Source organism: Segetibacter koreensis DSM 18137, assembly GCF_000374045.1.
Lineage (GTDB): Bacteria > Bacteroidota > Bacteroidia > Chitinophagales > Chitinophagaceae > Segetibacter > Segetibacter koreensis.
In genome coordinates, this window is the sequence record NZ_KB893337.1 from 21,044 (window position 1) to 47,343 (window position 26,300).

A 26,300-nucleotide genomic window follows, 5' to 3' on the forward strand; every position below is an offset into this window, starting at 1 on the left:
AGAGGACAGATTGTCATTGCCTCTTTATATTTTCTTATAGTTAGCCTGCAAATATACAATGGTTCAATATTAATGCCATAGCTGAAAAGTGATATTAACAGCTATATAAAAAGCATAAAAAAAGCATTGCCCAAAGGACAATGCAACACATTTTTTAAAGAAGTACTTTGAATTATAATCTTATACCAACACCTACCTGTAATTGCTGGCTCTTCCATTTGTCCTGGTTGCCTACATCGTTAATGTTGCTTAAGCCGACAACATATCTTCCATAAACACGAAAGGTTTTCAAATTGAGCTGCAGCCCTCCTACCATAGAAAAATCACCGCTTTTAAATGCTTCCTTACTATTATTCCACAAAGTTTTGTCTTTGCTGCTTAATATGCCAAATTGAGGACCAAGATGTAAGGTTACCAGGTTACCGATATTATAACGTAAGAGAATTGGAATAGTAAGATATCTTAGCTGAATAGTACCCGTACTGTCTTGCCAGTTGTTCAATATTGGATTGGTGCCTGATGCACGATGAGTATTCACCTGGTTCCAAAGCAATTCAGGTTGTATACCCCATTTTTTGCTTAGATCAATTTCTGCAAATATACCCAACTGGTAGCCAAGGTTGTATTCTTCCTTAAAAGCCTTTCCGGTAATTTTTGTCAGGTTAGCACCAGCTTTTCCGCCGATACTAAACGTTTGAGCATTAGCAACACCCGCAAGAGCAATTAAAAGAATGGCTGAAGCGATGATTTTTTTCATATATCATTGTTTTTCAAGCAGAAGGACAATTGTTATGCCAATACAATTAACTGTACTTCACTTCAATAAAAATATTCGTTAAAGAAAATAAATTCAAATAAAAAAAGATAATTGTTGTTTTTAGTATTAATGGAGAGCCTTTTTCTTACACTAATTCAATTACTGTTATTTCAGGTAATATCCCTACCCTGCCCGGATAACCGATAAACCCATATCCCCTGTTTACATATAATTTTTGATTTCCTTCTTCGTACAATCCTGCCCATTGTTTATATACCCATTGCACCGGGCTCCATCTAAAAAAAGGAGTTTCAAGGCCAAACTGCATTCCATGCGTGTGCCCTGACAACATAAGATCTACGTCACTATATTTAGGACGGACTTCTGCATCCCAGTGAGTTGGATCGTGGCTCATTAAGATTTTGAAGGGATATCTTTCCGTTCCATCATATGCCAGATCCATTCTACCATATTTTGGAAATCTTGCCAATGCACTCCAGTTTTCTATTCCAAGCAATGCGATGCTGTCTCCGTTTCTCTCCAGTGCAACATGCTCATTCATCAATAGCTGCCATCCCATTTGCTTGTGCACCTGTTTTAAATTTTCAAGGTTTTGCTTCTTGGCTGTAGGTGAAGGCCAGCTAACATAGTCTCCATAGTCGTGATTTCCAAGCGTACTGAACACCCCCATCGGTGCTTTTATTTTACTGAAAACGTCCTTGTAATGCAACATTTCGTCGGCCTGGTCATTTACAAGATCACCGGTAAATAAAATTAAATCCGCACCTTCTTCTAAAATCATGTCAACACCTCTTTGTACAGCTTTCTTATCTCCAAAACTACCGGAGTGTATATCGCTGATCTGAACAATTTTCAACCCTTTAAAACCTTTAGGAAGGTTTTTATATGCAAGCTGTATTTTTTTTACCTGGTAATTGTACTTGTTACTGAAGCCATAGATGAATGTTCCCAAAAAACTTCCACCAACCCCTATGCCTAACCAACTTAAAAAGGCAGATCGGTTAAGATTCCATCCCGCATTTGTATTAGTTCCGGTATCAGTTTCCGGGAAGACCTTACTCAATACCCAGGTAATTGCTCTTCTGGCATCATCCAAAACAAAAAATATTGCTGCCAGAAGTTTGGCAACAAACAGACCTACAAATGTTGCAAAAAGATAATTACGTACACTTTTAGGCCAGGTATCCGTGTTAAAGTAAGGCAGTAACAGCAGAAAAGCTATAGCTGAGATGGAAAGTGTCCAATAAATTGAAAAAATAGTAATTTTTGATTTTTCCGTAACTCCTGAAGTCAATGCTTTTATTACCTGGAAAACGTAGAAATCAAGTAGAAGCATTACTATTATTATCATCCACCAGCCGCTCCGGTTTCGCATATTAAAGTTTTTTTTACAAAATAAATGTAAACTTAGGCGTACTTAATAACACTTGATGTTATTGTTGTTGAAAACTTAAAATCTGGTATTAACCTTTTAAAAAGATATTTGTTCAGGGATGCTGTATTTTTGCCACGCAAAAAGTAAAGAGGCATTCGTTATCATGATCCGTTTACAAATTAAAAAAAACGTAATCGGGTGTCTCCCATCAACTTTTTAAAAAACCTACAATTATGCTTTTAACAAGTTATGGTCATTCATGTTTTTCGGTTGAAATAAAAGGTAAAATCATTTTATTTGATCCTTTTATAACTCCCAATGAACTTGCACATAATATTGATATTGAAAAGGTTGAGGCTGATTATATTTTTGTTTCTCACGGTCATAGTGATCATATTGCCGATTGTGTAAGCATTGCCACTCGTACAGGAGCAACTGTGGTGTGTGGTTTTGAAGTTGCCGAATGGCTTAAAAAACAAGGTGTTGAAAATACGCATCCAATGAACATTGGGGGTAACTGGCATTTTGAATTTGGAAAGGTTAAAAGTGTAATTGCCCAACATAGCAGCGCCTTGCCTGATGGTTCTTATGGAGGAAACCCGATGGGTTTTCTTTTTTTTCTTGAAGACGAGAACTTTTATTATGCAGGCGATACATCTCTCACGCTTGATATGCAATTAATTCCCAGGTGGGCAGAACTTAACTTTTGTATTTTACCTATTGGAGATAATTTTACGATGAATGTCGATGATGCCATTATTGCTGCTGATTTTGTTAAATGCCATGTTGTGGTAGGCGTGCATTATAATACTTTCGGATTTATTAAAATTGATACAGAAAAAGCATGCTCAGCTTTTAGAGCTGCCGGAAAAACCTTACTATTGCCGGAAATTGGACAAACAATTGAATTATAATTAAAGATTTTTAACAGAATATATAGAAACCTACAAACTTACATGGGCAGAATTATAGGTGTAGCAAATCAAAAAGGAGGTGTTGGTAAAACAACCTCTGCCATTAACCTGGCCGCAAGCTTTGCTGTATTGGAATATAGAACGCTGCTGGTAGATGCAGATCCGCAGGCAAACAGTACTACCGGTGTTGGCTTCGACCTGCACAATGTTACCAGCAGCCTGTATGATTGCATGGTAAACAACACTTCTGCAAACGATGTTATTTTAAAAAGTGACATCCCTTATCTTGATGTCATTCCTTCTCATATCGATCTTGTCGGCGCGGAAATAGAGATGATAAATTATCCGAATCGAGAGAATGTAATGAAACATTTACTGGCTGCAGTAAAAAATCAATACGATTTTATAGTAATTGATTGCTCGCCTTCTCTTGGTCTGATTACCGTAAATGCGCTGGTTGCTTCAGACAGTGTTATCGTACCTGTGCAATGCGAGTTTTTTGCATTAGAAGGCTTAGGAAAACTTTTAAATACCATTAAAATAGTGCAAAACAGGTTAAATCCTGAGTTGCAGATCGAAGGGATTTTAATGACAATGTATGATGGACGATTAAGATTGTGCAACCAGGTTGTTAGTGAAGTGAGACGGCATTTTGATGAGATGGTATTTAGTACGATTATTCACAGAAATACAAGGCTAAGTGAAGCACCGAGCTTTGGAAAGCCGGTTATATTATACGACTCTGACAGCAAAGGCGCGGTTAATTATTTAAATCTTGCAAAAGAAATTTTACAAAAAAACGACCTGACAAAAATTAAACAGGAAGAAAGAATGTTGGATGTGGAGGCCGAAAGGCAAGAGTAGTAAGTGCCGTCGAAGACAAAAGGAAAAGGGTAAAGGGTTTAGACACTGGTTAGTTCTTTACAATTTCAATTATATTTTTTAGTCCTGTCTTTATAACTTTGCGAATCACTGGTTGCGTCGCACTCTTGTACTAAAAACCATTAAGCAACTACAATAAGTGCTGCTCATATACCTCATCCCGACACCTATAACCCTTAGAGCTTTTACAGATAAAAGGCCAGAAACGAACAAAAAATGAACCAGCCAAATAAAAAAGATGCTTTAGGAAAAGGCATCAGAAGCTTGCTACAGAATATAGATTCAGATTTAAAAACTACAGCAGGTACATTAAAAGCACCGGTGGTAGAAACAGTTACAGGAATCAACCGTATTCCTCTTGATAAAATTGTTATTAATCCTAAACAACCCCGCCGCGATTTTGATGAGCAGTCACTCAACGAACTTGCTGCTTCTATCAAACTGCACGATATCATTCAACCGGTTACTGTTTCACAATTACCGAATGGAAATTATCAATTAATAACAGGAGAAAGAAGATTTAGGGCATCAAAAATTGCAGGCCTAAAAGACCTTCCGGCATATGTACGCCACGCTAATGATCAGCAGTTGCTCGAGCTTGCACTACTAGAGAACCTACAACGTGAAGACCTTAATGCAATTGAAGTAGGTCTTAGCTACAAGCGTATGATGGAAGAACTGGAATTTACACAGGAGCAGGTCGCAGAAAGGATGGGCAAAGAACGAAGTACTGTTACTAATTATATTCGCCTGTTAAAACTTCCGCCCGACATTCAGCTATCCGTACGCAACGGAAGCTTGAGTATGGGTCATGCGAGAGCACTTGTAAACGTTGATACTGTTGATAAACAGCTTTTTATTTATAACGAAATAAAGGAAAAAGGACTGAGTGTACGCCAAACAGAAGAATTGGTAAGGCAAATGTATAAGAACGAGGATAAGACTGTTAAAACTTCCGTAAAGTCGCCACTTCCGCCCGCATACAAACGCATAGAAGACAATTTAGCTTCTCATTTTGCGACAAAGGTAAAGCTGGCGCATAATAAAAAAGGTTTTGGCAGTATTAGTATAGATTATTATTCGCTGCAGGAACTAAATAAAATATTGGAGCAAATGAATGTGCCTGCAACCTAAGCGATCATGAAAGTTTCAGTATATATTGTATTTGCAGTTCTTTTGGTACATGCTGGTAATCTGTTTGCACAAACCGGCAAACGCATTGTTATACCTGCAGACTCAACGACCAGTACTAAAAACCCAGCATTTACAAAAGATACAGGGATACAGGTTGTAAAAGGAGATACCATTAAGACTGTTCCGAAACATGATCCCGGTAAAGCAACCTTACGTTCACTCATTATTCCAGGATGGGGACAGGCTTATAACAGAGAATACTGGAAAATACCTATCGTGTACGGTGCCCTCGGCACTGTCGCAGGTTTTTACATTTATAACAACACATGGTATAAAAGAACAAGAGACGCATTTAATATTCGCGTAAATAATGACTCGGCTCACTTCAAATCAATTCACCCCAAGCTACAACCTCTTTCAGCACAATCGCTTCAAATATACAGGAATGCATTCAGGCGCGACCGCGATTACTCCGCGTTGTATTTCATTATTACATGGGGCCTCAATATAGTGGACGCAACCGTATTTGGGCATTTGAAAGATTTTAACGTAAGCGAAGACTTATCGCTTAAAATACATCCGATAATCAGGGTAAATGGAAATACAGGGGTAAGCCTGGTACTAGGATTTAAATCTCCTTCAAAAAGTTTACCTGCTACCTTTTGAATAATTCTTCTACTTATTTTTTGTTTCTTTGATAAAAATAAAAAGTTGTACAACCGTAAATTATTCACATGAATATTGCTTTAGTAGGATATGGTAAAATGGGAAAGGCAATTGAAGAAATTGCTTTGCAGCACGGTCACCAGGTTGTTTTGAAGATTACAATTGACAATACAGAAGACATGACTATTGAAAATTTGCAAAAAGCAGATGTAGCCATTGAGTTTACAGGACCTGAAAGTGCAGCAGATAACCTGAGAAAGTGTTTTGACGCTGGAGTGCCCGTGGTTTGCGGCTCAACAGGATGGCTCGATAAATGGGATGAAATAAAAAACATTTGTTTAGCAAAAAACAGTGCTATGGTATATGCAAGTAACTATAGTATTGGTGTTAATTTGTTTTTTGAGTTGAACAAATATCTTTCAAAGTTGATGAAAGCATACGAAACATATGACGTGAAAATGGAAGAAATTCATCATACGCAAAAGAAAGATGCACCCAGTGGAACGGCAATTACGTTGGCCGAACAAATACTGGAAAACATTCAAACAAAGAAAGGTTGGGTAAATCATCCTTCAAATAACCATCAAGAACTTGAAATAATAAGCGTTCGAACAGATCCTGCACCAGGTATACACAAAATAAAATATACTTCTGACATCGATGACATCGAAATCATCCATACTGCTCATAACAGAATAGGTTTTGCGGGCGGAGCAGTAAAAGCAGCTGAATTTATTAAAGGTAAAAAAGGAATTTTTAGTATGAAAGATGTGCTAGGATTGTAACAGGGCTTTTATATAAACATAATGCATTAAGAAGGAGATGTGGAAGGATTTATAAAACAAAAATTATATTTTTTTGTTTTGAAAGAAATATAATTTTTGGCTTAAAACTTGACGTTTTTTTTTCAAATCTTATAATCAATGCTTTAAGAAAATTAAAACTTTTTAGTAATAACAAGTTTTTCTTTCGTAATCATAAAAAAGACCGCCTTGTTCTCAGGGTGGTATTTTGTCCGCAAACAAATATTTATTTGTCTTTACTCTTAGCAATAAAATTTAGAGACATAAAATTCGGATACTGCTTATCTTATTTAAAATTGAGACACGTTTAGTTATAAAGATAAGCTCCACCCAACTTTTACATTAAGACTGTTTGAAAAACCACTTGCATTTACATTCTTCCAGCCGTCATAGTAGAGGCATGCTTCCAGCCCAAGCAATTTTGCACCTACACCAATGCCTCGCGTAAAACGAGATTCATTAAAAGTTTTATTTTTTACAGTTGCCCGTCCTAGATCCGCATTTATAAATATTAGCTTTCTCAGAAGAAATTGCTTTAACCCTATTTTTACGGGAGTGTATTTTAATGTACCAGAATGAACATCTGATTGTGTTTTAAACTCTGAAAATCCTGCTGTTGCTACTACAAACGTTTTTCCCATACCTATGCCTCCAAACACTTCTCCACCCACACCTAATTGATAAGCCTGGTTAAAACTCCCTTTTGGTTTAGCATACAGCAAGTTTCCCCCTAACGTTATGCCTGGCTTTGGCAACTGGGCATGAACAGTTGTTGTCATTAAAAAAATAGCAAGGCAGCTAAGCGCTATATTAATAATCTGCTTGTGCATAAAAGTCTTTTTAAAAATTGAAAATATTAATTCTCCGGTTATCCGAATCATTATTAACGGTAATTTTAAATTTTAAAACTTTGTTTATGCTTTCAATGAAAACACAATATGCCTTTAAAGCTCTAATGTACATGGCACAGCAAGATAGACAAAGGCCTATATTAATCGCAGAAATTGCAGAGCAAAAAACCATTCCACTAAAGTTTCTTGAAAATATTTTATTGCAATTAAAAAAAGCTGCTATACTTGACAGTAAAAAAGGCAAAGGTGGTGGGTACCTCTTCGCAAAAAACCCTGCTGATATTACATTGGCTACCGTTATGCGTCTTATCGATGGGCCCATTTCTTTGTTGCCTTGCGTAAGTCTTCACTTTTATACGAAATGTAAAAATTGCGATGAAAACTTTTGTGGACTTAACAAGGTCATGCTGCAGGTCAGGGATGCATCTTTGGAAATTCTTGAAAATAAAACAGTGGCAGATATTGCTGGCACAAGCAACGAATCACTGGATATTTGATTCTTAGTTTAAAAAAATCCAATGATGGCTTTTAAAAAATTGATGTGTTTTTTTACTTTACTATTTTCCTTGCCTGCATTAGCTCAAACAATCGAAAAAAAAAATGAAATAAAACTTAATTTTTCTTCTGTAGCCTTTAAAGGTTTTAATGTGCAATATGAAAGGCAGGTAGCTGAAAAAATAACGGTGGCATTAAGCTATGGCATGGTTCCAAATTCTTCAATTCCTTATAAATCTTATATAGAGAAGCAAATATTTATTCCTGATGTAAATATTGGAGATTTTAGTTTAGGCACCCATATTTTTACCCCTGAAGCAAGATACTATTTTGGCGAAAAAGGAGCGTTTCACGGTTTTTACCTGGCGCCGTATGCAAGAATCGGCAATTATAAAATTAAGGGACCAATTGCTTATTCAAATAATGGCAGAAAAGATTATGCGCAATTTGCGGGTAGGCTGACAACAATAACAGGTGGAATAATGGCTGGCAGCAGCTGGCAATTATCTGAAAAGTTTTACATCGATTGGTGGATTGCAGGTGTAAGTTTTGGTGGAGAGAGCGGTAGATTGACTAACACATCTCACTTATCAGAAAGCGACCAGGCATCTCTTAAGAGAAAGATAGAAAGTATCTCTCTATCGTATACAAAACTCACCTCGGATGTAAATAGCAATGGTGCAATAGTTAACACTTCAGGCAGTATAGTGGGATTAAGAGGATTAGGAATAAATCTCGGAATAAGGTTTTAGAAGGCAATTTTCCTTAATTAAAATCACAACGGTTATCTCTTAAATATTCCTTCACTTTTTTTGTTTCAGTCTTTATCTGTTGTCTTTTTGCCTTACAGATCAATTTCTGCACCTTTGCCTTTCACTATAAAAAATTACAAGTATGCAGTTTTTACAGGAGTTATTCAAAAACCAGTCTTACGACCCGCAAAACTTTTTCTTAATAGCAGGACCATGTGTAGTAGAAAGTGAAGATTTGGTAATGCAGGTTGCAAATGACGTGTACTCTATTTGCAAAAAGCTGCATATTCCCTATGTTTTTAAAGCCTCTTACAGAAAGGCCAATCGTTCAAGCGCAAATTCATTTACAGGCATAGGTGATGAAACTGCAATGAAAATTGTAAAAAAAGTCGGTGAACATTTTGGTCTGCCAACGACATCAGATATCCATGCTCATGAAGAAGCTGCACAGGCAGCTAAATATATAGACATTTTACAAATACCCGCTTTTTTATGCAGGCAGACAGATTTACTGGTTGCAGCGGCAGAAACGGGCAAAATAGTAAATGTGAAAAAAGGACAATTCGTAAGCGGTGAGGCAATGAAATTTGCTGTAGATAAAATACGAAAAGCTGGCAATGAAAAAGTAATGCTGACAGAAAGAGGCAATACTTTTGGCTACCAGGACCTGGTTGTTGATTACAGAAATATACCTATAATGCAAAACAATAATGTGCCTGTTATAATGGACTGCACTCATAGTTTGCAGCAACCTAACCAGGTAAGTGGTGTAACGGGTGGAAATCCACAGTTAATAGCGACCATAGCCAAAGCTGCAATAGCTGTCGGCGCAAATGGATTATTTATAGAAACACATCCAAATCCATCAATAGCTAAAAGCGATGGAGCTAACATGCTTCATTTAAGCAAGCTGGAAGATTTGCTGGTGCAGTTAATTAAAATAAGAAAGGCAGTAGTGAGCTGAGTAAAAGAGATTGGGAGTTCTCGGTCACACGTTACTGGTTTCAGCAAAGCTTATATCATTTCACTTTGTAGTGGGCATCTTGCAACTTGTAAGCCGCCTGTCACTTATTTATTATAGACAAGCATCCCATCTTTTGCTGTTATTTCACTAGGCAAAAAACCAAATTCTTTTTTGAAAGTAGTTGCAAAATGACTAAGATTTGAGTACCCTACCATTTGCCCTACTTCTTTAATTGTATATTCACCAAGCGCTAATAAAGATTTAGCTTTAAGCATGCGGTTTTTCTGAAAGTATTTATAAACAGGTAAACCATATAGCGCCTTAAAATCTTTTTTCAATTTAGTAGAGCTCATTGCCGATATACGTGCCAACTCTTCTATCGTAGGAGCATTAATGGAAAAATTTTTCACCAGAAGTGCTTCTACCTTCATTAACCGCAAGGTTTCATCATCATTTCGTTTAACTTTCTTACCGCGTACGTCTCTTCTGGTGTGAAGCTTTACAATATATTTTTCAAGTAATAATAATACCCTGTTTTGTATATAGTTTAATCTTAACGGCTGATCAAGGTCATCTTTCCAAAGGTCGTCCAGCATCACGCGGTATTCAGTAGCTATAGGTTCAAGCTTCTCACTTTTCATTTCTAAGGGAAAGTGTTGATTTATGATAACGTCAAAAGCGTCTTTACTAAGCAAAGATGAAAGATGACTTGTATTAAAAAAGAACTTTACCGATCGCAATCTTTTAACCGCCGGAAACACAAAGCTTTCCTGTACCAGTGTATGACTAAGCTTAACAAAAGATTGAAACTCATCGTTATTCCTCTTGCTTTTTATTGAAACGTCTGTTTCATCTGCAGCTTCTTCATTAAATTGAAGAGTGAAATAATGCTTATCGCCTTCTGGGCGTTCTATAATTAAATTTTCTTTTAAACAGGTATCAGAGACTATAATGGTAATACCTGAGGGAAGTTTTGCAGCCCAGAAGTAACCTCTTCCGTAAGTTGAATTTACGGTAAACTGCAAGTTTGCAGGCTTAGCTTTAAAGTTATTTGCAATAATATGTAATAGGTCAGTAAAATCAGGCTTTTCTAATTGCATATTGGATCATGATATTCGTGTACAGGATACTTATATTGTAAAAATAAAATCTAAAATTTCCAACAGTAATGATTTTATCTACCCAAAAGATCACTTGGCAATTGGTCGAAAGCTTTTTTAAAAGCCTTAGCAAAATTGCTCAAATTACTATATCCCACTTCTACACCTACATCACTTATACTGTATTTTCTGCTCAGTAACATAGCTTTTGCTTTATTCATTCTATGTTTCTGATGATATTGACCAATAGGGAGTCCATAAATTTCTTTAAAGCTGTTTTTTAGTTTACTTGGACTCATCGCCGCCCTCCTGGCAAGAGTTTTTATCGACGGAGGATCTGAAGTAAAGTCTTTAACAAGCTCTTTTTCTATCAATTTCAATCTATTAATATCTTCATTACTCAATTTAACGTCAAAATGCATATCACTCATCTTATAAAAAATTCTTGTAAAGAATCTCTCGAGCAATAACATGATCCTGTTTTGAATTATCAATGTCTCAAAGGAAGGATGTACGTCGGTTTGAACTATTTCAGCAAGTATTCGCTTGTATTCCATATCCATTGGTTCATAGTTAAAAGCACTCATTTTTAAACTGAGATACTTCTTTATCATATCACCAACGCTTTCTACTTCCAAAAATTGTTCAAGCCATTCTCTGCTAAACAAAATATTTACCCCTTTCACCCTTGTACCTTTCTTACTAAAAAACATCCAGTCAAATTTAGTACTGCCTAAAAAAACAGCGGTGCGAATAGGGCTTAATTCTACAGAGGGTTGCGCTCCGTTTTCTGCAGGTTCAGAATCCGGAATAATAACTTCATCAAACCGAAGTGTGTAAAAATCTTTATTAATTTTTGTTCTGTTAAGTAAAAGGTCTTGTTTGACCGTATAGTCCGAAACAATTCCCTGGAGATTATTAGGCAGCTCTATTAGTTTCATAAAGCCTTCTCCAATATCTGGAGGTAAATACAAAGTGTTATTTTCTAGTTTGCCTTTAAAAACACTGGCAAAATAACGTAGCATTTCCTCGTAATCTGTATGATTAAATTCTATTTTTATCACTGGCTTTTACAATTTTAGCATCTTTACTTTTCTATAAATAGCGCAAAGGATTTCTTTTTGCTGAATAAATATAGTTTTTGATGTTAATCCAAAAAGCCAAAACCATATATATGATTAATGGAGAACCGAAAGTAAGAAAAGATATATAAATGAACCATGTCCGTATTCTGCTGCTGGCTATACCCATTTTTTCACCTATTGCCGTGCAAACCCCAAATGCCTGTAGCTCTATTATTTCGCGTATACTTTTCATAACACCGATTTTCTATAGTTTTTAATATCTAAATTGGAGTTGTTAACGCAATTTAAGTAAATAAATAATCTGATAATCATAATTCTGATTTTCAATAAGAATAGTTTTGATGTAATTTTGCTAAACTTTTTTTTAACACGTAAATCATCCTGTATATGCCATTTGACATAGAAATGATAAGAAGAGTCTACGAAGAACTGCCAGGCAAAGTTGAAGCAGCCCGTAAGGAAGTAGGCAGGCCACTAACTTTAGCAGAAAAAATATTATTTGCTCACCTGCACACTGATATGCCGCTTCGCAATTTTGAACGTGGTAAGGACTATGTAGATTTTGCACCTGACCGCGTAGCGATGCAGGATGCAACAGCTCAAATGGCGCTGCTCCAGTTCATGCAGGCTGGTCGTCCGCAGGTTGCAGTACCCAGTACTGTTCACTGCGATCATCTTATACAAGCAAAGTCCGGGGCAGCAGAAGATTTAGTAACAGCCATGAATACAAACAGGGAAGTGTACGATTTTCTTGCTTCTGTATGTAATAAATATGGCCTTGGTTTCTGGAAACCGGGTGCAGGCATTATACACCAGGTTGTTTTGGAAAACTACGCGTTTCCCGGGGGCATGATGATAGGTACCGATAGTCATACTCCTAACGCGGGTGGGCTTGGAATGGTTGCCATTGGCGTAGGTGGCGCGGATGCGAGCGACGTTATGGCCGGGCTTGCATGGGAACTGAAATGGCCTAAACTTATTGGTATCAAACTTACCGGAAAATTAAGCGGCTGGACTGCACCTAAAGATATTATTTTGAAAGTTGCAGGTATTCTTACTGTAAAAGGTGGAACCGGCGCTATTGTGGAATATTTCGGTGAGGGAGCTGACGGAATTAGTGCAACAGGTAAAGCAACCATTTGTAATATGGGTGCTGAAATTGGCGCTACATGCTCCATTTTTGCTTACGATGAAAAAATGAGCAACTACCTGAAAGTAACAGACAGAACTGAAATTGCAGAAATGGCTGATAAAATTACTGATCACCTGCGCCCTGATCCTGAAGTTTATGCTGCTCCAAAAAAATATTATGATGAAGTAATCGAAATAAATTTGAGTGAATTGGAGCCACACGTAAATGGTCCTTACACTCCTGACCTTGCATGGCCGATCAGTCGTTTTGCTGAAGCAGTAAAATCAAATAACTGGCCTGAAAAACTGGAAGTGGCATTAATAGGGTCTTGCACCAACAGTTCTTACGAAGATATCAGCCGTTCTGTATCTGTAGCCAGGCAAGCAGTTGAGAAAAACTTAAAAGCAAAATCAGAATTTACGATTTCTCCGGGAAGTGAGCTGGTACGTTATACAGTTGAAAGAGATGGGCTGTTGCAATCTTACGATGCAATGGGAGGAGTTGTAATGGCAAATGCTTGCGGACCTTGTATAGGACAATGGGCACGTCACATTGATGATCCTACCCGCAAAAATTCTATTATCACATCTTTCAATAGAAATTTTGCGAAGCGTAACGACAGTTTTCCCGGAACCCATGCTTTTGTGGCTTCTCCGGAAATAGTTACTGCCTTTGCGCTTGCAGGAGATCTCACCTTTAACCCGCTTACCGACACATTATTAAACGAAGATGGCAAACAGGTTATGCTAGATGAACCTACAGGATCTGAATTGCCTCCAAAAGGGTTTGCGGTTGAAGATGCGGGATACCAGGCTCCTGCAGAAGACCCAAGCAAAGTGGAAGTATTAGTAAGCCCGGACTCTCAACGTCTTCAATTACTAGCTCCATTTCCTCAATGGGAGGGTACTGACATTAAGGGTTTGCGCCTATTAATAAAAGTAAGAGGAAAATGTACCACTGACCATATTTCTATGGCTGGCCCCTGGTTAAAGTTTCGTGGTCACCTTGATAATATCTCAAACAACATGCTTATTGGTGCTCTTAACTTTTTTAACGACAGTGTTGATAAAGTAAAAAACCAGCTTAACGGTGAATATGGTCCTGTTCCTGCAACGGCACGAGCATACAAAGCTGCAGGTATCGGAAGCATAGTTGTAGGAGATGAAAACTATGGTGAAGGTTCATCAAGAGAACATGCGGCAATGGAACCGCGGTTTTTAGGGGTTCGTGCTATTTTGGTAAAATCTTTCGCACGCATCCACGAAACAAATCTTAAAAAACAAGGTATGCTGGCTCTAACCTTTGTGCATAAAGAAGATTATGATAAAATACTGGAAGATGATGTTATTGATATAGAAGGATTAACTCATTTCGCGCCGGGAACACCTTTGTCAGTGGTATTGCATCATGCAGATGGTACTACCGAAACTATAAGCGCTAATCATACATACAATGAGCAGCAAATTGAATGGTTTAAGGCAGGCGCTGCATTAAATATTATTCGTAAAAAAGCATTGGCCGCCCAACCTGCTTAATGTTAGCAGTAAAAAGTAAAAGGCTGTCTCAAATTTAGAGGCGGCCTTTTTAATTACAAAAAAACAAATGAAAAGACAGTTCATCAATTACTTTTTACCAGAAGATCTTTACACTGCTCCGATATCGCTTTTGATATAGAACTGTTTAAAGCGTATAGTTCAGAATGTGAACGATTTAAAGTATCGAAATTTACCGCACTGTTTTTTATATAAAAAGGAAGAGCTGGGCCGAATTGCTTCTCTAAATTATTGTCATTTAGCAGTACGATAATTTTTCCTTCCGGCTGCTTTGCCAGCCCGGCTTTATAGGTTGAACCATGGTAATTAAAATGAATGTACATAGAATATGTTTTAAGGATTAACAAATGGAGGAAAAGGGGCGTAAAATTAATTAATTTCTTAATTAATAAAATAATTATATATAAAAATTAATAAATTAATAAAAACCTGTTTTGTGAGAGAATAAACTAGTACTAATACCTAGAAAAAGTACGTTAAACAGCAGTTACAATGCTAAAATCTCGTCCCAAACTCGTTTATTTACCGGAATCCCTTTCTCAGTATTGTTTTTCCTCGTTGCTAAAACCCTTTCACTCGGATACAAAATTTTGTTAAAAGGACTAGCTGGCGCAGAACTATGGTAATCGGCAATAATGCTATCGATAACACTTTTTATAGCATTTGAATTATTGAGAGAAGTAAGCCTGATGGCAATGAAAACCTGCGAAACTGCAGATTCTATTTTTTGTTCCGTTATTTGAAAAGTTGATTTTCCACCTGATAAAACAGTAGCTAAAAGATCGAGAAGCAGTGACAGGCCAGATCCTTTCCAAAAACCAATAGGCAAAGACCTTTGAGTCTCAAGAACCTTTTGTGCATCCGTTGTTAATTGGCCCATTTCATCGTAGCCACCTGGAACTGGCAACGGCTTTTTTTCCATTGTAAACTTCTCCATTGCTCCAAATGAGAATTGAGAAATAGCCATATCCAGAACAACAGCCTCATTATCTTTCGGTATAGCTAAAATAAGAGGATTATTTCCGAGGTGGTTATCTTTTGCTCCCCAGGCAGGCATATTGGCAATGGTGTTTGTCCAGCAAATAAATGCATAACCTTTTTTTGCGGCTTTCCATCCGTATGTCCCGCCACGCATCCAATGATTTGTATTTGCAAGAGCTACACATCCTATTCCATTTTCATCTGCAAGACGGAGCGCTCTTTCAGTACAAAATACAGCATTTGAAGGGCCAGCGCCCAAATTGCCGTTCCATTGTTCCAAACCCCCAAATCCTGATACTTTGGTTGGCTCCTGATCTGGTAATACATGCTTATCTGCTACCATTTTTACAAATCGAGCAAACCTGTTTACTCCGTGAGTGTACACTCCATCGAGACTATTGTCAGCAAAAATGTGGGCACACAATGCAGCCTTAGACACGTCAAAAGAATGTCTAAGCAGAATATTGTGAAAAACACTTTCCATTTCAGCAAAACTTACTCTTACTTCATCTGCAGCAGACATAATCGTACAACAAAAAACAGTAGGGAACCTACTGTTTAATTTATAATGAAAATAGAAATTATTTATTTTTCTTCTGTCCCTTAGGAGCAAAAATGACTAACATTCTCTTTCCCTCCATTTTGGGCATGCCTTCCAAAACACCGATTTCTGATAATCGTTCTGCAAATTTTAAAAGAAGCAATTCTCCGCGATCTTTAAACATAATAGCACGGCCTTTAAACTGCACATATGCTTTCACTTTGTCGCCTTCTTTTAAAAATTTCTCCGCATGTTTACATTTAAAATCAAAATCATGTTCATCGGTACTTGGGGTAAAACGAATTTCTTTTACCTCGCTTTGTTTTGAGTTAGCTTTCATCTCCTTTTCCTTACGCTTCTTCTCGTACAAAAACTTTTTGTAGTCAATAATGCGACAGACAGGTGGAGCTGCGTTTGGTGAAATCTCAACAAGATCAAGACCTTGTGCTTCGGCCATTGCCAAAGCCTGCTCAGTAGGATATACTCCTGGTTCTATTCCCTCTCCTACCAATCTTACTTCAGGAATACGAATCATCCTGTTGGTCCTGTGTTCCTGTTGTTGTTCTTTTCGAAAATTCGGGTTTCTTCCCCTAAAAAAACCTGGGTTTACTGCCATTAATTGTTGTTTGTTTACGAATTGTTTTTTTATTTAAAAAAAATAGTTTTGCAAGCACTGTTATGATCATCCATGAGAGATAGTTGCAACAACTACGCTGTTAAATTATATAATAATTTTTTATGTTTTTATACTTTTCCCGCTCCAACTTTTTACTCAGCTGTTTTAATTTGAGAAAATCACCATAACGATATTTCTCTCATTAACTTTATCAAAAAAACCTGTCTTTGTCTCACAAAAGTTATGGGTAATTATCAAAAATCTTGCCTTATAATTCTTATCAACCTTCTTACAAAAAGAAATAATATATTTTCTGAAATGTAATACAATGATATAGGTAAAAATAGCAAATTATTCAAAAGCTCTTTTACTTTGTATTTCTTCTTTAAGAAATTCTTCTGCCTCTTCAAGTGTTTTTGTTCCTATATCGCCTTTTGATTGCTTTCTTACTGCTACTTTTCCTTCCTGCATTTCCTTTTCTCCCACTACAAACATATAAGGAATTTTGTTCATTTCCGATTCTCTTATCTTTTTTCCTATTTTTTCGTTTCTTTCATCTATCTCAATCCTTATATCTGCTTTTTTAAGCCTCATCCTTATTTCTTGTGCGTACTCTATGTATTTATCACTTATAGGTAATATAACCGCCTGAGTTGGAGCAAGCCACAATGGAAATTTTCCGGCACAGTGTTCAATCAAAACAGCTATAAATCTTTCCATAGAGCCAAATGGTGCACGATGTATCATTACCGGCCTGTGTTTCCCATTATCTTCGCCAATATATGTCAGATCAAACCTTTGAGGGAGATTATAATCTACCTGTATTGTGCCCAACTGCCATTTTCTACCTATAGCGTCCTTCACCATAAAGTCAAGTTTTGGGCCATAAAAGGCCGCTTCACCATACTCTATCACTGTTGACAGTCCTTTTTCGGCTGACGCTTCTATTATCGCATTCTCTGCAATCTCCCAGTTTTCATCTGTTCCTATATATTTACTGTGGTCGTCTTTGTCCCTTAATGAAATTTGTGCAGTATAATCAGTAAAGCTAAGCGAGGTAAAAACATACAAAACAAGGTCTATCACTTTTTTAAACTCATCTTTTACCTGGTCGGGGCGGCAAAACAGGTGAGCATCATCCTGGGTAAAACCGCGAACACGTGTAAGTCCATGTAACTCACCATGTTGTTCATACCTGTACACTGTTCCAAATTCTGCCAGGCGTAGTGGAAGATCTTTATAACTGCGTGGAATTGCTTTATAAATCTCACAATGATGAGGGCAATTCATGGGCTTTAGAAAAAATTCTTCACCTTCCTGCGGTGTCTTTATTGGTTGAAAACTATCCTTGCCATATTTTTCATAATGCCCACTTGTGATATATAGATTCTTATGGCCAATATGAGGAGTAATTACAGGCAAATAACCTGTTTCAATTTGTGCTTTCTGTAAAAATTGCTGTAATCTTTCTCTAAGCATAGCTCCTTTTGGCAGCCACAATGGCAGTCCTAAGCCTACTTTTTCAGAAAATGTAAATAACTCAAGTTCTTTTCCCAATTTGCGGTGGTCTCGTTTTTTAGCTTCCTCAAGCAATAAAACATACTCATCCAACTCTTTTTGATTGGGAAAAGTAATACCGTAAATGCGGGTAAGCATTTTACGCTTTTCATCTCCCCGCCAATAAGCGCCGGCAATGTTTGTTAGCTTTACAGCCTTTATAAAACCTGTGTTTGGTATATGTGGACCGCGGCAGAGATCGGTAAAATTACCTTGCGAATAAAAAGTTATTTCCCCGTCGTTCAGTCCGTCAATCAATTCCAGTTTGTACTCGTCGCCTTTTTCGGTAAAATACGCAATGGCGTCTTGCTTGCTTATTTCTTTACGTGAGTAAATACTATTATTTCTGGCTAGTTCAGCCATTTTTACTTCAACTTTTCTCAAATCATCTTCTGTTATCTGCCTGTCGCCTAAATCAATATCGTAGTAGAAACCCTTTTCGATTGCTGGGCCTATCCCAAGTTTAACACCCGGAAATATAGCTTCCAAAGCTTCAGCCATTAAGTGGGCTGATGAATGCCAAAAAGTAGATTTTCCTTCAATATCGTTCCAGGTTAGTAGCTGTAGTTCAATATCTGTAGTGATAGGACGTGACAAATCCCAAACCTGGCCGTTTACCTTTGCGGCTAAAACTTTACGAGCGAGGCCTTCGCTAATTGATTTGGCAATGTTGAGTGCTGTAATACCATTCTCATACTGCCTGACTGCACCATCTGGAAAAAAAACATTGATCATAAAGGGTTTGCAATTATTTTAAACGAGTGCAAATGTAGCAAACAAATAGCAGAGGTAAATGGCAGATGATGTTGGTTTAATTGTTATATTTAAATACAATTTGAAGAAAATTGCAGATCAATTAACTATATGCAAAAATATAAAATCTTAAATCTTTACATTTGCGCATAATTTACATTCTGAAGTAATGCAGGTATGAAGAAAATAGAATTGGAAATTGTAGCTTTATCTCATAGTATAACACAGACGCACTCATATGCAGTCGTATTAGGTGAAGTAAACGGTCTTCGCCGGTTACCAATCGTTATTGGCGGTTATGAGGCGCAGGCTATTGCCGTAGCTTTGGAAAGAATGCAACCCAGCAGACCGTTGACTCATGATCTGCTTAAGAATTTCATGAATGCTTTTAATGTAGATCTGCAGGAAATTATTATAAGCGATCTGCAGGAAGGTATTTTTTACTCAAAACTTGTTTGCATAAACGAACATGATACGATAGAAATTGACAGCCGTACAAGTGACGCTCTCGCTTTAGCAGTTCGTTTTGGCTGCCCGGTTTATACTTATGACCACATTTTGGAGAGTGCAGGAATATTGATGGAAGACTCAGGTGCTGCAAAGAAAAAATCAATAGCTCCTTCAGCCGAACCCGGAAGCCGGGACGATCTTAGTGGATTAACGGTAGAAGAATTGAATAACCTCCTAAATGAAGTGCTTGAACAGGAAGATTATATAAGAGCAATAGCCATAAGAGATGAGCTTAATAAAAGGAAAAAATAACTGAATCGTTCTTTTTCTGAAATTAATTTTATTAGTAGTTGATAAAAAAATCGTGTCAAGCGCTGCTTGACACGATTTTTTTGCTTTTCAGAGAGAACGGAAAAAAATTCTGGCAACTCTTTTAACCGAGGTGCGATTTCAATAAATTTACCCAGAACAAATAAAACCGTAGCAGTAAACTTTGAATAATTATTTCGATTTGTTTACTGCTATTGTTTGCTGATATCTTACAATTTTTGTTTTTGCTCCACATTATTTCATTCCCGGAATAAAACCTTTAATTTCTTCCGGAATCAATTCTCTAATCACATTTCTTCCCGTGTCTTTTATATCACTTACAATTTTAGTTTTCTCTTCACTTGTAAGCTTAGAATATTTGTAGTAAGCAAATGCGGCGAGACCTGCGATAACTAAAATTTCAGAAAGTTTTTCCTTCTGTGCGTTTGTCATAAATTTCTATCTTTTGTTTTTAATATTATAAAAATTATACCGCCTCATTATTTATAGTATTTGTTTTTGTAATATTTAATCAACTTTCATATTCATTAGGTCAATCATTAAATTGAAGACATCCATCGAAGACGGATTATTTAATTTTAAAGGTTTAATTATATACCCAGACACCCCTAGCTTTTCCGCAGCTGTCTTATCTACTTCCTCTTCGGAGGTCGTGATGATAAAACATTTCAGATCTTTCCAAACTTCACTATTACGTATAATACTTAAAAACTCCAAACCATTTAGACGAGGCATATTTATATCAATTAAAACTGCATCGGGCAAGGGCATAGAAGCTTCTTTACTTTCTAATAATTTAATTGCTTCTTCACCATTTTTTGCTATTTCCAATTTATAAATAACCTTCATTTTATCCAAGGTTCTTTTAATATCCAAGGCATCTAAATGGTCGTCTTCAACCAATAAAATATTTATAACTTTCATACTATTAAATTTTTGACCAGGTAAATGAAAAAACTGAACCCTTACCAGGTTCAGATAAAATTTTTATCTGTTCTTTTCGATCATCCAAAATCTTTTTTACTATTGCCAGCCCAACACCCGTGCTTTCGAAACTATCCCGATCCTGCAATGTTTGAAATATCATAAATATCTTCTTTTGATGAGAACTTGCTATACCAGGACCGTCATCTTCTACAAAAAATTCATAATTGTTCTTTTGCTCCTTGCTATAAACTTTTATTTCACCTTTTTCTTTGTTGTGATATTTTATAGCATTGCTAATAAGGTTGGTAAATATCTGCATTAATGGAATTTTTTCAGAATAAATAACAGGCATATCCTTTTGAACATTTATATGTATGCCTTGCTTCACCGGAAGATTTTCTAATATTTCATCAATCAGCGCAGTAAGCTTAATTTCTTCATGTTCCTTCACTTCTTTTCCAACTCTTGCATAAGTTAAAATGCCTTGTATTAAATTTTCTGACCTTGTTACCCGCCCTTTAACCAGATCCAGGTATTCCTGCACTCCCGAAGGCAGTTGGTTAGCATAATCTTCCTGTACCCACGAAATCAAATTATCAATTCCTCTTAAAGGCGCTTTTAGATCGTGCGATACAATATAGGCAAACTGGTCCAGCTCCTTGTTCTTTCTCTGAAGAAGGGAAATTGTTTCTTCCAACATTTCTGCCATACGGTTCAAAGATCGGGTTAACTCGCTTAACTCATCATTTCCTTTATCTTCAACATTTACCTTATAGTTGCCTTCAGCAATACTATTAGACATCTTAACCATTTTCGAAATACGCCTTGAAATATGGCGGGCAAGTAAAACAGCGATAATAAATCCGGTAACGATAGAAAAGACAGTTAGTATCACCGATATAACTTTGGTCTTTTGCTCGTTTTTGTCCATTATAATTCTTTTCTTTTCCCGGCTTGCATATTCTACATTAAGCAATTCTCTAAATTGCTGTTGCAATGCTATATTTATTTTTTCTTCTCCTTTTAGTAATTGCTGTGGTTTTAGTGTAGTCTGATAAGATGCCGACGTATCGGGCTTTGACGCCATTATAGGTTTAGCAAACTGTTCAATCCACTCATTATAAAGTCTCTTTATTTCGTTTATTTTTTTTAGTTGAGTAGAATTGAAATGAATTGAAGCCGTAAGTTCATTTAAAAGAGTATTATTTTGAATGGATGCCGAATGATAAGTTTGAAGCAAATACTCTTCACCCGTTAACATATATCCCTTTAACGCCCGTTCCATGTAAAGAATATTTCGCTGAAATTGATTACTCTCTCTCACCACATCTGAGGAAATAGAAAGAAATTCGGCGTTTTCCCTCACCTTTTCAGATTGTTTATAGTTAACGTAAGTTGTAATGGAAAATAAAACCAGGATAAAAAAAATGCAGAAAAAAATGAGATGTGAGATTTTCAATGCTAAAAGTGTATTTGGAAGAAGTTTATAACATCGGCTACTTCAATGTTTATCAAAGTTTTATCACTTCTTTATTAAGTAAAACAGGTTTTTAATTTTCGCCAAAATTAGTTGAAAGAAGACTTTGTAAAATAACAGTAAATGAATTCTAATATTATTCTAATTCATTCTATTTACTAACTTTGTTATATTAAATTCAACTGTCATGGGTATCACACAATACATACATCAGTCGAACGATTTCCGTTACACCTTCTTCAACCTCGCGCTTCGACTGGTCACTGGGTTGCTTCTGTTACTAAAAGGAATTTATTTTGTAAGTCATAGCCAGCAATTAGAGGCGATTATAATGTCAAGCAATGCAAGGCCTGCCGTTACCTTCCTGGTTGGTTATATTACATTTGCCCATTTGTTTGGCGGCGCTTTTATTATGTTGGGCTTGCTCACCAGGTTTGCTGTTATACTGCAAATTCCTATTCTTATCGGTGCCCTGTATTTTAATCTGACACCGAATGCATTTGGCACTGGTGGCGAGCTTTTATTATCAATTGTTGTACTTGTGCTTCTTATTTACGTTTTATTGTATGGTAGCGGTCATGTATCGATGGATGATTATTTAAAGAAGCACTTGTTATAAAAGTAGCAATGTAAAGGACCTCGATATTGAAACAGAGACGATGGTAAAAGATCGTTTTATCTTACGTATTTTATAAAAGTTGGGACAGACCTCATTTCTGTCAAATTATTTATTCTTTTCGTCCACTGATTTCCCCACATTCTAATATGCGATATACAAAATTGTATGTTAAAAAAAACGGCATTATTCTTTGTATTAATTAAGAAAAAGGGAGAAATCGAACCATGACAATTGAAAATTTTAATTTATTGAATGAACATCAAAAAATTCAATTAATTTTTGACGCAGATAAGGTAAGTGAAAAAGTAGATAACGAAGCAAACTATCAACTTTTTAAAATAGACAACTTTTTTGTTGAAGCAAAGACAAGTCTTGAAGGCAAATTTAAAATGTCTTTCGCATTCTACACTTTAAAAGAATTACCAGCCGAATATGCTTCTGAAATTATATCAATTCCGTATGTTATATTGAATACAGAAACACCAGAAAATAAATTTAAAGTGCCCGTCTTAGAAAGAAAAGAAAGGCTTGCTCATACACTAAAAAAAGCTATATAAGATAATTTATGTCTTTTTGTTGTTTATGGCACTGATCAAGCTGGTTGCCCTACCGCAGTTTTTTGCAAACAATTTTGGATCTCTCGATATAATTGCTGTACCTATTCCTACAAGACTAGTTGCTATATCTATTGCCTGCTGAACAGTTAACACTTTTTTTATTGTCTTTTGCACATCTGCCGTAATTTTATTCATCTCTTTCAATGCATCTTGCACTTCGTCAAAAACAAGGGTAACACCAATTAAATTAATTCTGCCAGCAAATTGCAATAGTTCTATTTGCTTATCATACAGATAATTTCTTTCATCATTTTCCAAAAAGTTTTTATTTTGTTGTATATATTCTCCTACCGCGTTGCCTAATTGGTGAAAATAGTCTGAAAGTTCAAATACCTGTTGTGTATCTGGGTTTAACATAAAAAGTGTTTTATTTTTGAAGACTTGCAAGTATGTCTTTTGCATCTTGAGCATATCGTTTTATAAGCCCTCTTATTTTTGTATCCTTCAAATTATTTCGCTGCAAGAACAATTCGTGATGGCCTTTTTGAACAGTCCGCAACAATGAAACATAACTATTAATGACTGTTTCATGCTTTTTATAATATGTTCTTTCATCTAAATATAACTTTACAACCACTTGCTTAAATCCTTTGTCATTTTTCGCATTATCCAACATTTGGCTAATGTTGGCCAACCGCGTCTCATAATCAATTCTCAACTGCTCTCTCAACCGGTTATTGATTAGGAAAATAAAGGTTTCAGTAAGGCTCTGAAAAACAGGATCGGCGCGCTCTATATATTGTTTCAGTTTTTTCTTTCTGTAAAATATGCTTGAAGCAGTGGCAATAAAATTTCCCGCTGAATTGTAAACCCCGATTTGCTCGTCCGTTAGTTTCAACAGAGGATTTTGTTGAAGAGCCGCCGTGAGATTAGACACATCATAAGTAAAGCCTTTATTATCACTTAAACGCTGTATAGCAGTAAGGTACGATGTAATGGTAAAATGAATTTTTTGAATTGCTTCATCAGCTTTGCCGGCCTGTTGTTCGCATTCGCACTTAAAAAGTGTATCTATTTCTCCTTTTCTGATTTGTTGTAACTCGCAATCGTGCAGGCAGTAATCGCTGAAAGTGTAATCAATATCGTTTACTTTACTTAATGCAGCTGTTGATGTAGCAGCATATTGATTTACCTCGTTTAATGCTACACAGCCATGTAGCAGAGGGAAAAGTACAATTAAGATAAACAGATTTTTTCTACTCATATGCTCTTTTATGCTGCTTTTAGATATTATTTCTGTAATAAAGATTATAATTACTTTCAATAATTGCAAGAGAAAATATAAATATGGTCTTTCCCCCATAAATACTTTCTTAATGAAAACGACCTTAACTGATAATATTTATTTTACAGTTCCCAGAGGCGCAGGCAACTATAAAACCATAAGGAAGGTCTACACGTAATTTTAGTAAAGTAAGTTCTCCGGGAAATAAAAATACGATAATTAAAAATCGCCTTATTTTTCCTAATAATTATAATTGAACTTTAATTCTTTTATACGCCTTATCCCCCAGCGTGAGGTGAATGATAAGCGATAGGACAGATAATAATATACCCATCGCTACAACTCCTTTCCATTTGTAGATATGCCATGCCTGGCTTGCAAGAAACGTTCCGCCGGCCCCGCCAATAAAATAAGTAACCATATAAACCGTGTTGAGCCTGTTACGTGCTTCGGGACGTAAAGAAAAAATAACAGCCTGGTTAGATATATGAGTTGCCTGTACCCCCATATCCATTAGAATAACTCCGACAACTAATAATACAAGACTACTTGCAGAAAAGCCAAAAATAATGTAAGAAAGTACCACCAAAAGAATACTCCAGGTAGTAAGTTTTTGACTGTTGCCTTTATCACTCAATCTACCCATCTGGGAAGCTGCGAGTGCGCCAAAAGCACCCACAAGTCCAAAAGCGCCCGCTACTTCACTCCCTAAATTATATTGAGGTTCTTTCAATAAGAAAACAAGTGTCGTCCAAAAGCCGGAAAAGCATGCATAACATAAAGCGCCCCTTATAGCTGAAATGCGCAAAAGCGGTTCTTCTTTTATTAACTCAATTAATGATTTCATAAGCCCTTTATAACTTCCTGTATAATCCGGATGCACCTGGGGCAGTAAAAAATATAAGGCTATCCATAATATTGTCATTAAAGCTGCTGCAATCAGAAACATCGCTCTCCATCCAAGTTGTGCACCTATATAACCACTTACTGTCCGCGATAGTAATATGCCGATCAGCAAACCGCTCATAACAAAACCAATCGTTTTTCCTCGTTCACCCGGAGCTGAAAGATGTGCAGCCATCGGTACAATTAACTGAGGAATTATAGAAAAAGCTCCAATGAGAAAACTAGCTACCATTAGTACATTAATCGCCGGCGCCCACGCGGCAAGCAGCAAAGCAACAATAGTCATAAAAAATTGAAACATTATAAGCCTTTTGCGTTCAAACATATCCCCCAGGGGAACGGTAAAAAGCATTCCGGCAGCGTAGCCTGATTGTGTAAGCATAGCGAGCATGCCGCCTTGCGCCTCCGAAACTTTAAAGTCTTTTGAAATGTCAGCAAGAAGTGGCTGGTTGTAATAAATATTTGCTACCACCATACCAGTCGTTATTGTCATCACCCAAAGATGTAATTTCGTCAAATGTGGTTTTTCTTTCTTGCTAACATTTTTCATGGGCTGCAAAAGTAGGGAGGATTCTGCCACTGATGCAGCTTTTACGCCTGCGAATATTTTTGTCTTCTGGAGTAAGGATGGGTATGTCAGACTTAGGTCTATGTAAATCACGAGATCTGTATTTTACTTAGAAATTGCTGCTATTTATCAACAGTATATATAAAAAGAATAAGCAAAAAAACTAATTAGGAAAGAGTTGTAGAAAATAACATTAAGGCATATCTTATTTAAATACTTGTATTATCCATTAAGCGGGGCATCTATTTA

28 protein-coding genes are annotated in these 26,300 nt (G+C 36.5%); 12 read left to right on the forward strand and 16 right to left on the reverse strand.

What is annotated here, in order from left to right; all coding sequences use genetic code 11:
* Nucleotides 1-172 precede the first annotated feature (172 nt).
* A complete protein-coding gene (locus B154_RS0116585; protein ID WP_018615384.1) occupies nt 173-757 on the reverse strand; it encodes a porin family protein in 585 nt (194 codons plus the stop codon).
* Nucleotides 758-902: 145 nt separating this feature from the next.
* A complete protein-coding gene (locus tag B154_RS0116590) occupies nt 903-2,153 on the reverse strand; it encodes a metallophosphoesterase (RefSeq protein ID WP_018615385.1) in 1,251 nt (416 codons plus the stop codon).
* 233 nt (nt 2,154-2,386) lie between these two features.
* Between B154_RS0116590 and B154_RS0116595 the strand changes: the two genes are divergently transcribed.
* The 5 genes from B154_RS0116595 to dapB all read left to right on the forward strand — a co-directional run bounded on the left by B154_RS0116595 (nt 2,387) and on the right by dapB (nt 6,534).
* Nucleotides 2,387-3,067, forward strand: coding sequence for a metal-dependent hydrolase (locus B154_RS0116595; RefSeq protein ID WP_018615386.1), 681 nt, complete (start codon nt 2,387-2,389; stop codon nt 3,065-3,067).
* A 42-nt stretch (nt 3,068-3,109) separates the two neighbouring features.
* Complete coding sequence (locus B154_RS0116600; protein ID WP_018615387.1) at nt 3,110-3,931, forward strand: ParA family protein; 822 nt, start codon at nt 3,110-3,112, stop codon at nt 3,929-3,931.
* A 234-nt stretch (nt 3,932-4,165) separates the two neighbouring features.
* Nucleotides 4,166-5,083 carry a ParB/RepB/Spo0J family partition protein gene (locus tag B154_RS0116605; protein ID WP_018615388.1) on the forward strand — a complete coding sequence of 306 codons (918 nt, stop codon included), beginning with the start codon at nt 4,166-4,168 and terminating at the stop codon, nt 5,081-5,083.
* 6 nt (nt 5,084-5,089) lie between these two features.
* Complete coding sequence (locus tag B154_RS28880) at nt 5,090-5,749, forward strand: DUF5683 domain-containing protein (RefSeq protein ID WP_018615389.1); 660 nt, start codon at nt 5,090-5,092, stop codon at nt 5,747-5,749.
* A gap of 68 nt (nt 5,750-5,817) precedes the next feature.
* Nucleotides 5,818-6,534 carry a 4-hydroxy-tetrahydrodipicolinate reductase gene (gene dapB, locus B154_RS0116615; protein ID WP_018615390.1) on the forward strand — a complete coding sequence of 239 codons (717 nt, stop codon included), beginning with the start codon at nt 5,818-5,820 and terminating at the stop codon, nt 6,532-6,534.
* A 329-nt stretch (nt 6,535-6,863) separates the two neighbouring features.
* On the opposite strand, the gene B154_RS0116620 is transcribed toward dapB, so the two are convergent.
* Entirely contained in the window at nt 6,864-7,382 is a 519-nt protein-coding gene (locus B154_RS0116620) for a hypothetical protein (RefSeq protein WP_157580827.1), read from the reverse strand.
* 86 nt (nt 7,383-7,468) lie between these two features.
* Between B154_RS0116620 and B154_RS0116625 the strand changes: the two genes are divergently transcribed.
* The 3 genes from B154_RS0116625 (at nt 7,469) to kdsA (ending at nt 9,614) form a co-directional block, all read left to right on the forward strand.
* The gene (locus tag B154_RS0116625) at nt 7,469-7,900 is read left to right on the forward strand and encodes an RrF2 family transcriptional regulator (protein WP_018615392.1); all 432 of its coding nucleotides are present in this window, start codon (nt 7,469-7,471) and stop codon (nt 7,898-7,900) included.
* 21 nt (nt 7,901-7,921) lie between these two features.
* On the forward strand, nt 7,922-8,650 hold the full coding sequence (locus B154_RS0116630) for a DUF3575 domain-containing protein (protein WP_083934981.1): 729 nt from the start codon (nt 7,922-7,924) through the stop codon (nt 8,648-8,650).
* Between the two features lie 142 nt (nt 8,651-8,792).
* Nucleotides 8,793-9,614: a 3-deoxy-8-phosphooctulonate synthase gene (gene kdsA / locus B154_RS0116635; RefSeq protein WP_018615394.1), complete on the forward strand. Its 822-nt coding sequence runs from the start codon at nt 8,793-8,795 to the stop codon at nt 9,612-9,614.
* Between the two features lie 104 nt (nt 9,615-9,718).
* On the opposite strand, the gene B154_RS0116640 is transcribed toward kdsA, so the two are convergent.
* The 3 genes from B154_RS0116640 to B154_RS0116650 all read right to left on the reverse strand — a co-directional run bounded on the left by B154_RS0116640 (nt 9,719) and on the right by B154_RS0116650 (nt 12,031).
* Nucleotides 9,719-10,714, reverse strand: coding sequence for a helix-turn-helix domain-containing protein (locus tag B154_RS0116640; RefSeq protein WP_018615395.1), 996 nt, complete (start codon nt 10,712-10,714; stop codon nt 9,719-9,721).
* A 74-nt stretch (nt 10,715-10,788) separates the two neighbouring features.
* Nucleotides 10,789-11,778, reverse strand: coding sequence for a helix-turn-helix domain-containing protein (locus B154_RS0116645; protein WP_018615396.1), 990 nt, complete (start codon nt 11,776-11,778; stop codon nt 10,789-10,791).
* Between the two features lie 31 nt (nt 11,779-11,809).
* Nucleotides 11,810-12,031 (reverse strand): PspC domain-containing protein, encoded by a 222-nt coding sequence (locus tag B154_RS0116650; RefSeq protein WP_018615397.1) that lies wholly within the window; start codon nt 12,029-12,031, stop codon nt 11,810-11,812.
* Nucleotides 12,032-12,186: 155 nt separating this feature from the next.
* On the opposite strand from B154_RS0116650, the gene B154_RS0116655 reads away from it, so the two are divergent.
* A complete protein-coding gene (locus B154_RS0116655) occupies nt 12,187-14,466 on the forward strand; it encodes an aconitate hydratase (protein ID WP_018615398.1) in 2,280 nt (759 codons plus the stop codon).
* Between the two features lie 83 nt (nt 14,467-14,549).
* Here B154_RS0116655 and B154_RS0116660 read toward each other — a convergent pair whose 3' ends face one another.
* From B154_RS0116660 to thrS, 4 genes are all read right to left on the reverse strand, one after another.
* Nucleotides 14,550-14,807: a hypothetical protein gene (locus B154_RS0116660; RefSeq protein WP_018615399.1), complete on the reverse strand. Its 258-nt coding sequence runs from the start codon at nt 14,805-14,807 to the stop codon at nt 14,550-14,552.
* Between the two features lie 164 nt (nt 14,808-14,971).
* Nucleotides 14,972-15,988: a 3-dehydro-L-gulonate 2-dehydrogenase gene (gene yiaK, locus B154_RS0116665; RefSeq protein WP_018615400.1), complete on the reverse strand. Its 1,017-nt coding sequence runs from the start codon at nt 15,986-15,988 to the stop codon at nt 14,972-14,974.
* 58 nt (nt 15,989-16,046) lie between these two features.
* The gene (gene infC / locus B154_RS0116670) at nt 16,047-16,622 is read right to left on the reverse strand and encodes a translation initiation factor IF-3 (protein ID WP_018615401.1); all 576 of its coding nucleotides are present in this window, start codon (nt 16,620-16,622) and stop codon (nt 16,047-16,049) included.
* 351 nt (nt 16,623-16,973) lie between these two features.
* Nucleotides 16,974-18,914: a threonine--tRNA ligase gene (thrS, locus tag B154_RS0116675; protein ID WP_018615402.1), complete on the reverse strand. Its 1,941-nt coding sequence runs from the start codon at nt 18,912-18,914 to the stop codon at nt 16,974-16,976.
* Between the two features lie 195 nt (nt 18,915-19,109).
* Here thrS and B154_RS0116685 point away from each other — a divergent pair, with 195 nt between their 5' ends.
* Entirely contained in the window at nt 19,110-19,694 is a 585-nt protein-coding gene (locus tag B154_RS0116685) for a bifunctional nuclease family protein (RefSeq protein WP_018615404.1), read from the forward strand.
* A 252-nt stretch (nt 19,695-19,946) separates the two neighbouring features.
* On the opposite strand, the gene B154_RS0116690 is transcribed toward B154_RS0116685, so the two are convergent.
* The 3 genes from B154_RS0116690 to B154_RS0116700 all read right to left on the reverse strand — a co-directional run bounded on the left by B154_RS0116690 (nt 19,947) and on the right by B154_RS0116700 (nt 22,005).
* Nucleotides 19,947-20,144 carry a hypothetical protein gene (locus B154_RS0116690; protein WP_018615405.1) on the reverse strand — a complete coding sequence of 66 codons (198 nt, stop codon included), beginning with the start codon at nt 20,142-20,144 and terminating at the stop codon, nt 19,947-19,949.
* 75 nt (nt 20,145-20,219) lie between these two features.
* The gene (locus B154_RS0116695) at nt 20,220-20,636 is read right to left on the reverse strand and encodes a response regulator (RefSeq protein WP_018615406.1); all 417 of its coding nucleotides are present in this window, start codon (nt 20,634-20,636) and stop codon (nt 20,220-20,222) included.
* A 4-nt stretch (nt 20,637-20,640) separates the two neighbouring features.
* Nucleotides 20,641-22,005 (reverse strand): ATP-binding protein, encoded by a 1,365-nt coding sequence (locus B154_RS0116700; RefSeq protein ID WP_051084315.1) that lies wholly within the window; start codon nt 22,003-22,005, stop codon nt 20,641-20,643.
* Nucleotides 22,006-22,303: 298 nt separating this feature from the next.
* Between B154_RS0116700 and B154_RS0116705 the strand changes: the two genes are divergently transcribed.
* Together B154_RS0116705 and B154_RS0116710 are read left to right on the forward strand one after the other, a co-directional pair.
* Nucleotides 22,304-22,735 (forward strand): DoxX family protein, encoded by a 432-nt coding sequence (locus B154_RS0116705; protein ID WP_026260254.1) that lies wholly within the window; start codon nt 22,304-22,306, stop codon nt 22,733-22,735.
* A 224-nt stretch (nt 22,736-22,959) separates the two neighbouring features.
* Nucleotides 22,960-23,292 (forward strand): hypothetical protein, encoded by a 333-nt coding sequence (locus B154_RS0116710; RefSeq protein ID WP_018615409.1) that lies wholly within the window; start codon nt 22,960-22,962, stop codon nt 23,290-23,292.
* Between the two features lie 6 nt (nt 23,293-23,298).
* Here the strand turns inward: B154_RS0116710 and B154_RS0116715 are convergent, their stop codons facing one another.
* From B154_RS0116715 to B154_RS0116725, 3 genes are all read right to left on the reverse strand, one after another.
* Entirely contained in the window at nt 23,299-23,709 is a 411-nt protein-coding gene (locus B154_RS0116715; RefSeq protein ID WP_157580829.1) for a hypothetical protein, read from the reverse strand.
* Nucleotides 23,710-23,719: 10 nt separating this feature from the next.
* Complete coding sequence (locus B154_RS0116720) at nt 23,720-24,556, reverse strand: hypothetical protein (RefSeq protein WP_157580831.1); 837 nt, start codon at nt 24,554-24,556, stop codon at nt 23,720-23,722.
* A 268-nt stretch (nt 24,557-24,824) separates the two neighbouring features.
* Nucleotides 24,825-26,063 carry an MFS transporter gene (locus tag B154_RS0116725; RefSeq protein WP_211217511.1) on the reverse strand — a complete coding sequence of 413 codons (1,239 nt, stop codon included), beginning with the start codon at nt 26,061-26,063 and terminating at the stop codon, nt 24,825-24,827.
* Nucleotides 26,064-26,300: the final 237 nt, after the last annotated feature.

Coding starts and splice junctions, on each gene's coding strand:
- B154_RS0116585 (WP_018615384.1), bottom strand. CDS start 757: ATGAAAAAAATCATCGCTTCAGCCATTCTTTTAATTGCTCTTGCGGGT.
- B154_RS0116590 (WP_018615385.1), bottom strand. CDS start 2,153: ATGCGAAACCGGAGCGGCTGGTGGATGATAATAATAGTAATGCTTCTA.
- B154_RS0116595 (WP_018615386.1), top strand. CDS start 2,387: ATGCTTTTAACAAGTTATGGTCATTCATGTTTTTCGGTTGAAATAAAA.
- B154_RS0116600 (WP_018615387.1), top strand. CDS start 3,110: ATGGGCAGAATTATAGGTGTAGCAAATCAAAAAGGAGGTGTTGGTAAA.
- B154_RS0116605 (WP_018615388.1), top strand. CDS start 4,166: ATGAACCAGCCAAATAAAAAAGATGCTTTAGGAAAAGGCATCAGAAGC.
- B154_RS28880 (WP_018615389.1), top strand. CDS start 5,090: ATGAAAGTTTCAGTATATATTGTATTTGCAGTTCTTTTGGTACATGCT.
- dapB (WP_018615390.1), top strand. CDS start 5,818: ATGAATATTGCTTTAGTAGGATATGGTAAAATGGGAAAGGCAATTGAA.
- B154_RS0116620 (WP_157580827.1), bottom strand. CDS start 7,382: ATGCACAAGCAGATTATTAATATAGCGCTTAGCTGCCTTGCTATTTTT.
- B154_RS0116625 (WP_018615392.1), top strand. CDS start 7,469: ATGCTTTCAATGAAAACACAATATGCCTTTAAAGCTCTAATGTACATG.
- B154_RS0116630 (WP_083934981.1), top strand. CDS start 7,922: ATGATGGCTTTTAAAAAATTGATGTGTTTTTTTACTTTACTATTTTCC.
- kdsA (WP_018615394.1), top strand. CDS start 8,793: ATGCAGTTTTTACAGGAGTTATTCAAAAACCAGTCTTACGACCCGCAA.
- B154_RS0116640 (WP_018615395.1), bottom strand. CDS start 10,714: ATGCAATTAGAAAAGCCTGATTTTACTGACCTATTACATATTATTGCA.
- B154_RS0116650 (WP_018615397.1), bottom strand. CDS start 12,031: ATGAAAAGTATACGCGAAATAATAGAGCTACAGGCATTTGGGGTTTGC.
- B154_RS0116655 (WP_018615398.1), top strand. CDS start 12,187: ATGCCATTTGACATAGAAATGATAAGAAGAGTCTACGAAGAACTGCCA.
- B154_RS0116660 (WP_018615399.1), bottom strand. CDS start 14,807: ATGTACATTCATTTTAATTACCATGGTTCAACCTATAAAGCCGGGCTG.
- yiaK (WP_018615400.1), bottom strand. CDS start 15,988: ATGTCTGCTGCAGATGAAGTAAGAGTAAGTTTTGCTGAAATGGAAAGT.
- infC (WP_018615401.1), bottom strand. CDS start 16,622: ATGGCAGTAAACCCAGGTTTTTTTAGGGGAAGAAACCCGAATTTTCGA.
- thrS (WP_018615402.1), bottom strand. CDS start 18,914: ATGATCAATGTTTTTTTTCCAGATGGTGCAGTCAGGCAGTATGAGAAT.
- B154_RS0116685 (WP_018615404.1), top strand. CDS start 19,110: ATGAAGAAAATAGAATTGGAAATTGTAGCTTTATCTCATAGTATAACA.
- B154_RS0116690 (WP_018615405.1), bottom strand. CDS start 20,144: ATGACAAACGCACAGAAGGAAAAACTTTCTGAAATTTTAGTTATCGCA.
- B154_RS0116695 (WP_018615406.1), bottom strand. CDS start 20,636: ATGAAAGTTATAAATATTTTATTGGTTGAAGACGACCATTTAGATGCC.
- B154_RS0116705 (WP_026260254.1), top strand. CDS start 22,304: ATGGGTATCACACAATACATACATCAGTCGAACGATTTCCGTTACACC.
- B154_RS0116710 (WP_018615409.1), top strand. CDS start 22,960: ATGACAATTGAAAATTTTAATTTATTGAATGAACATCAAAAAATTCAA.
- B154_RS0116715 (WP_157580829.1), bottom strand. CDS start 23,709: ATGTTAAACCCAGATACACAACAGGTATTTGAACTTTCAGACTATTTT.
- B154_RS0116720 (WP_157580831.1), bottom strand. CDS start 24,556: ATGAGTAGAAAAAATCTGTTTATCTTAATTGTACTTTTCCCTCTGCTA.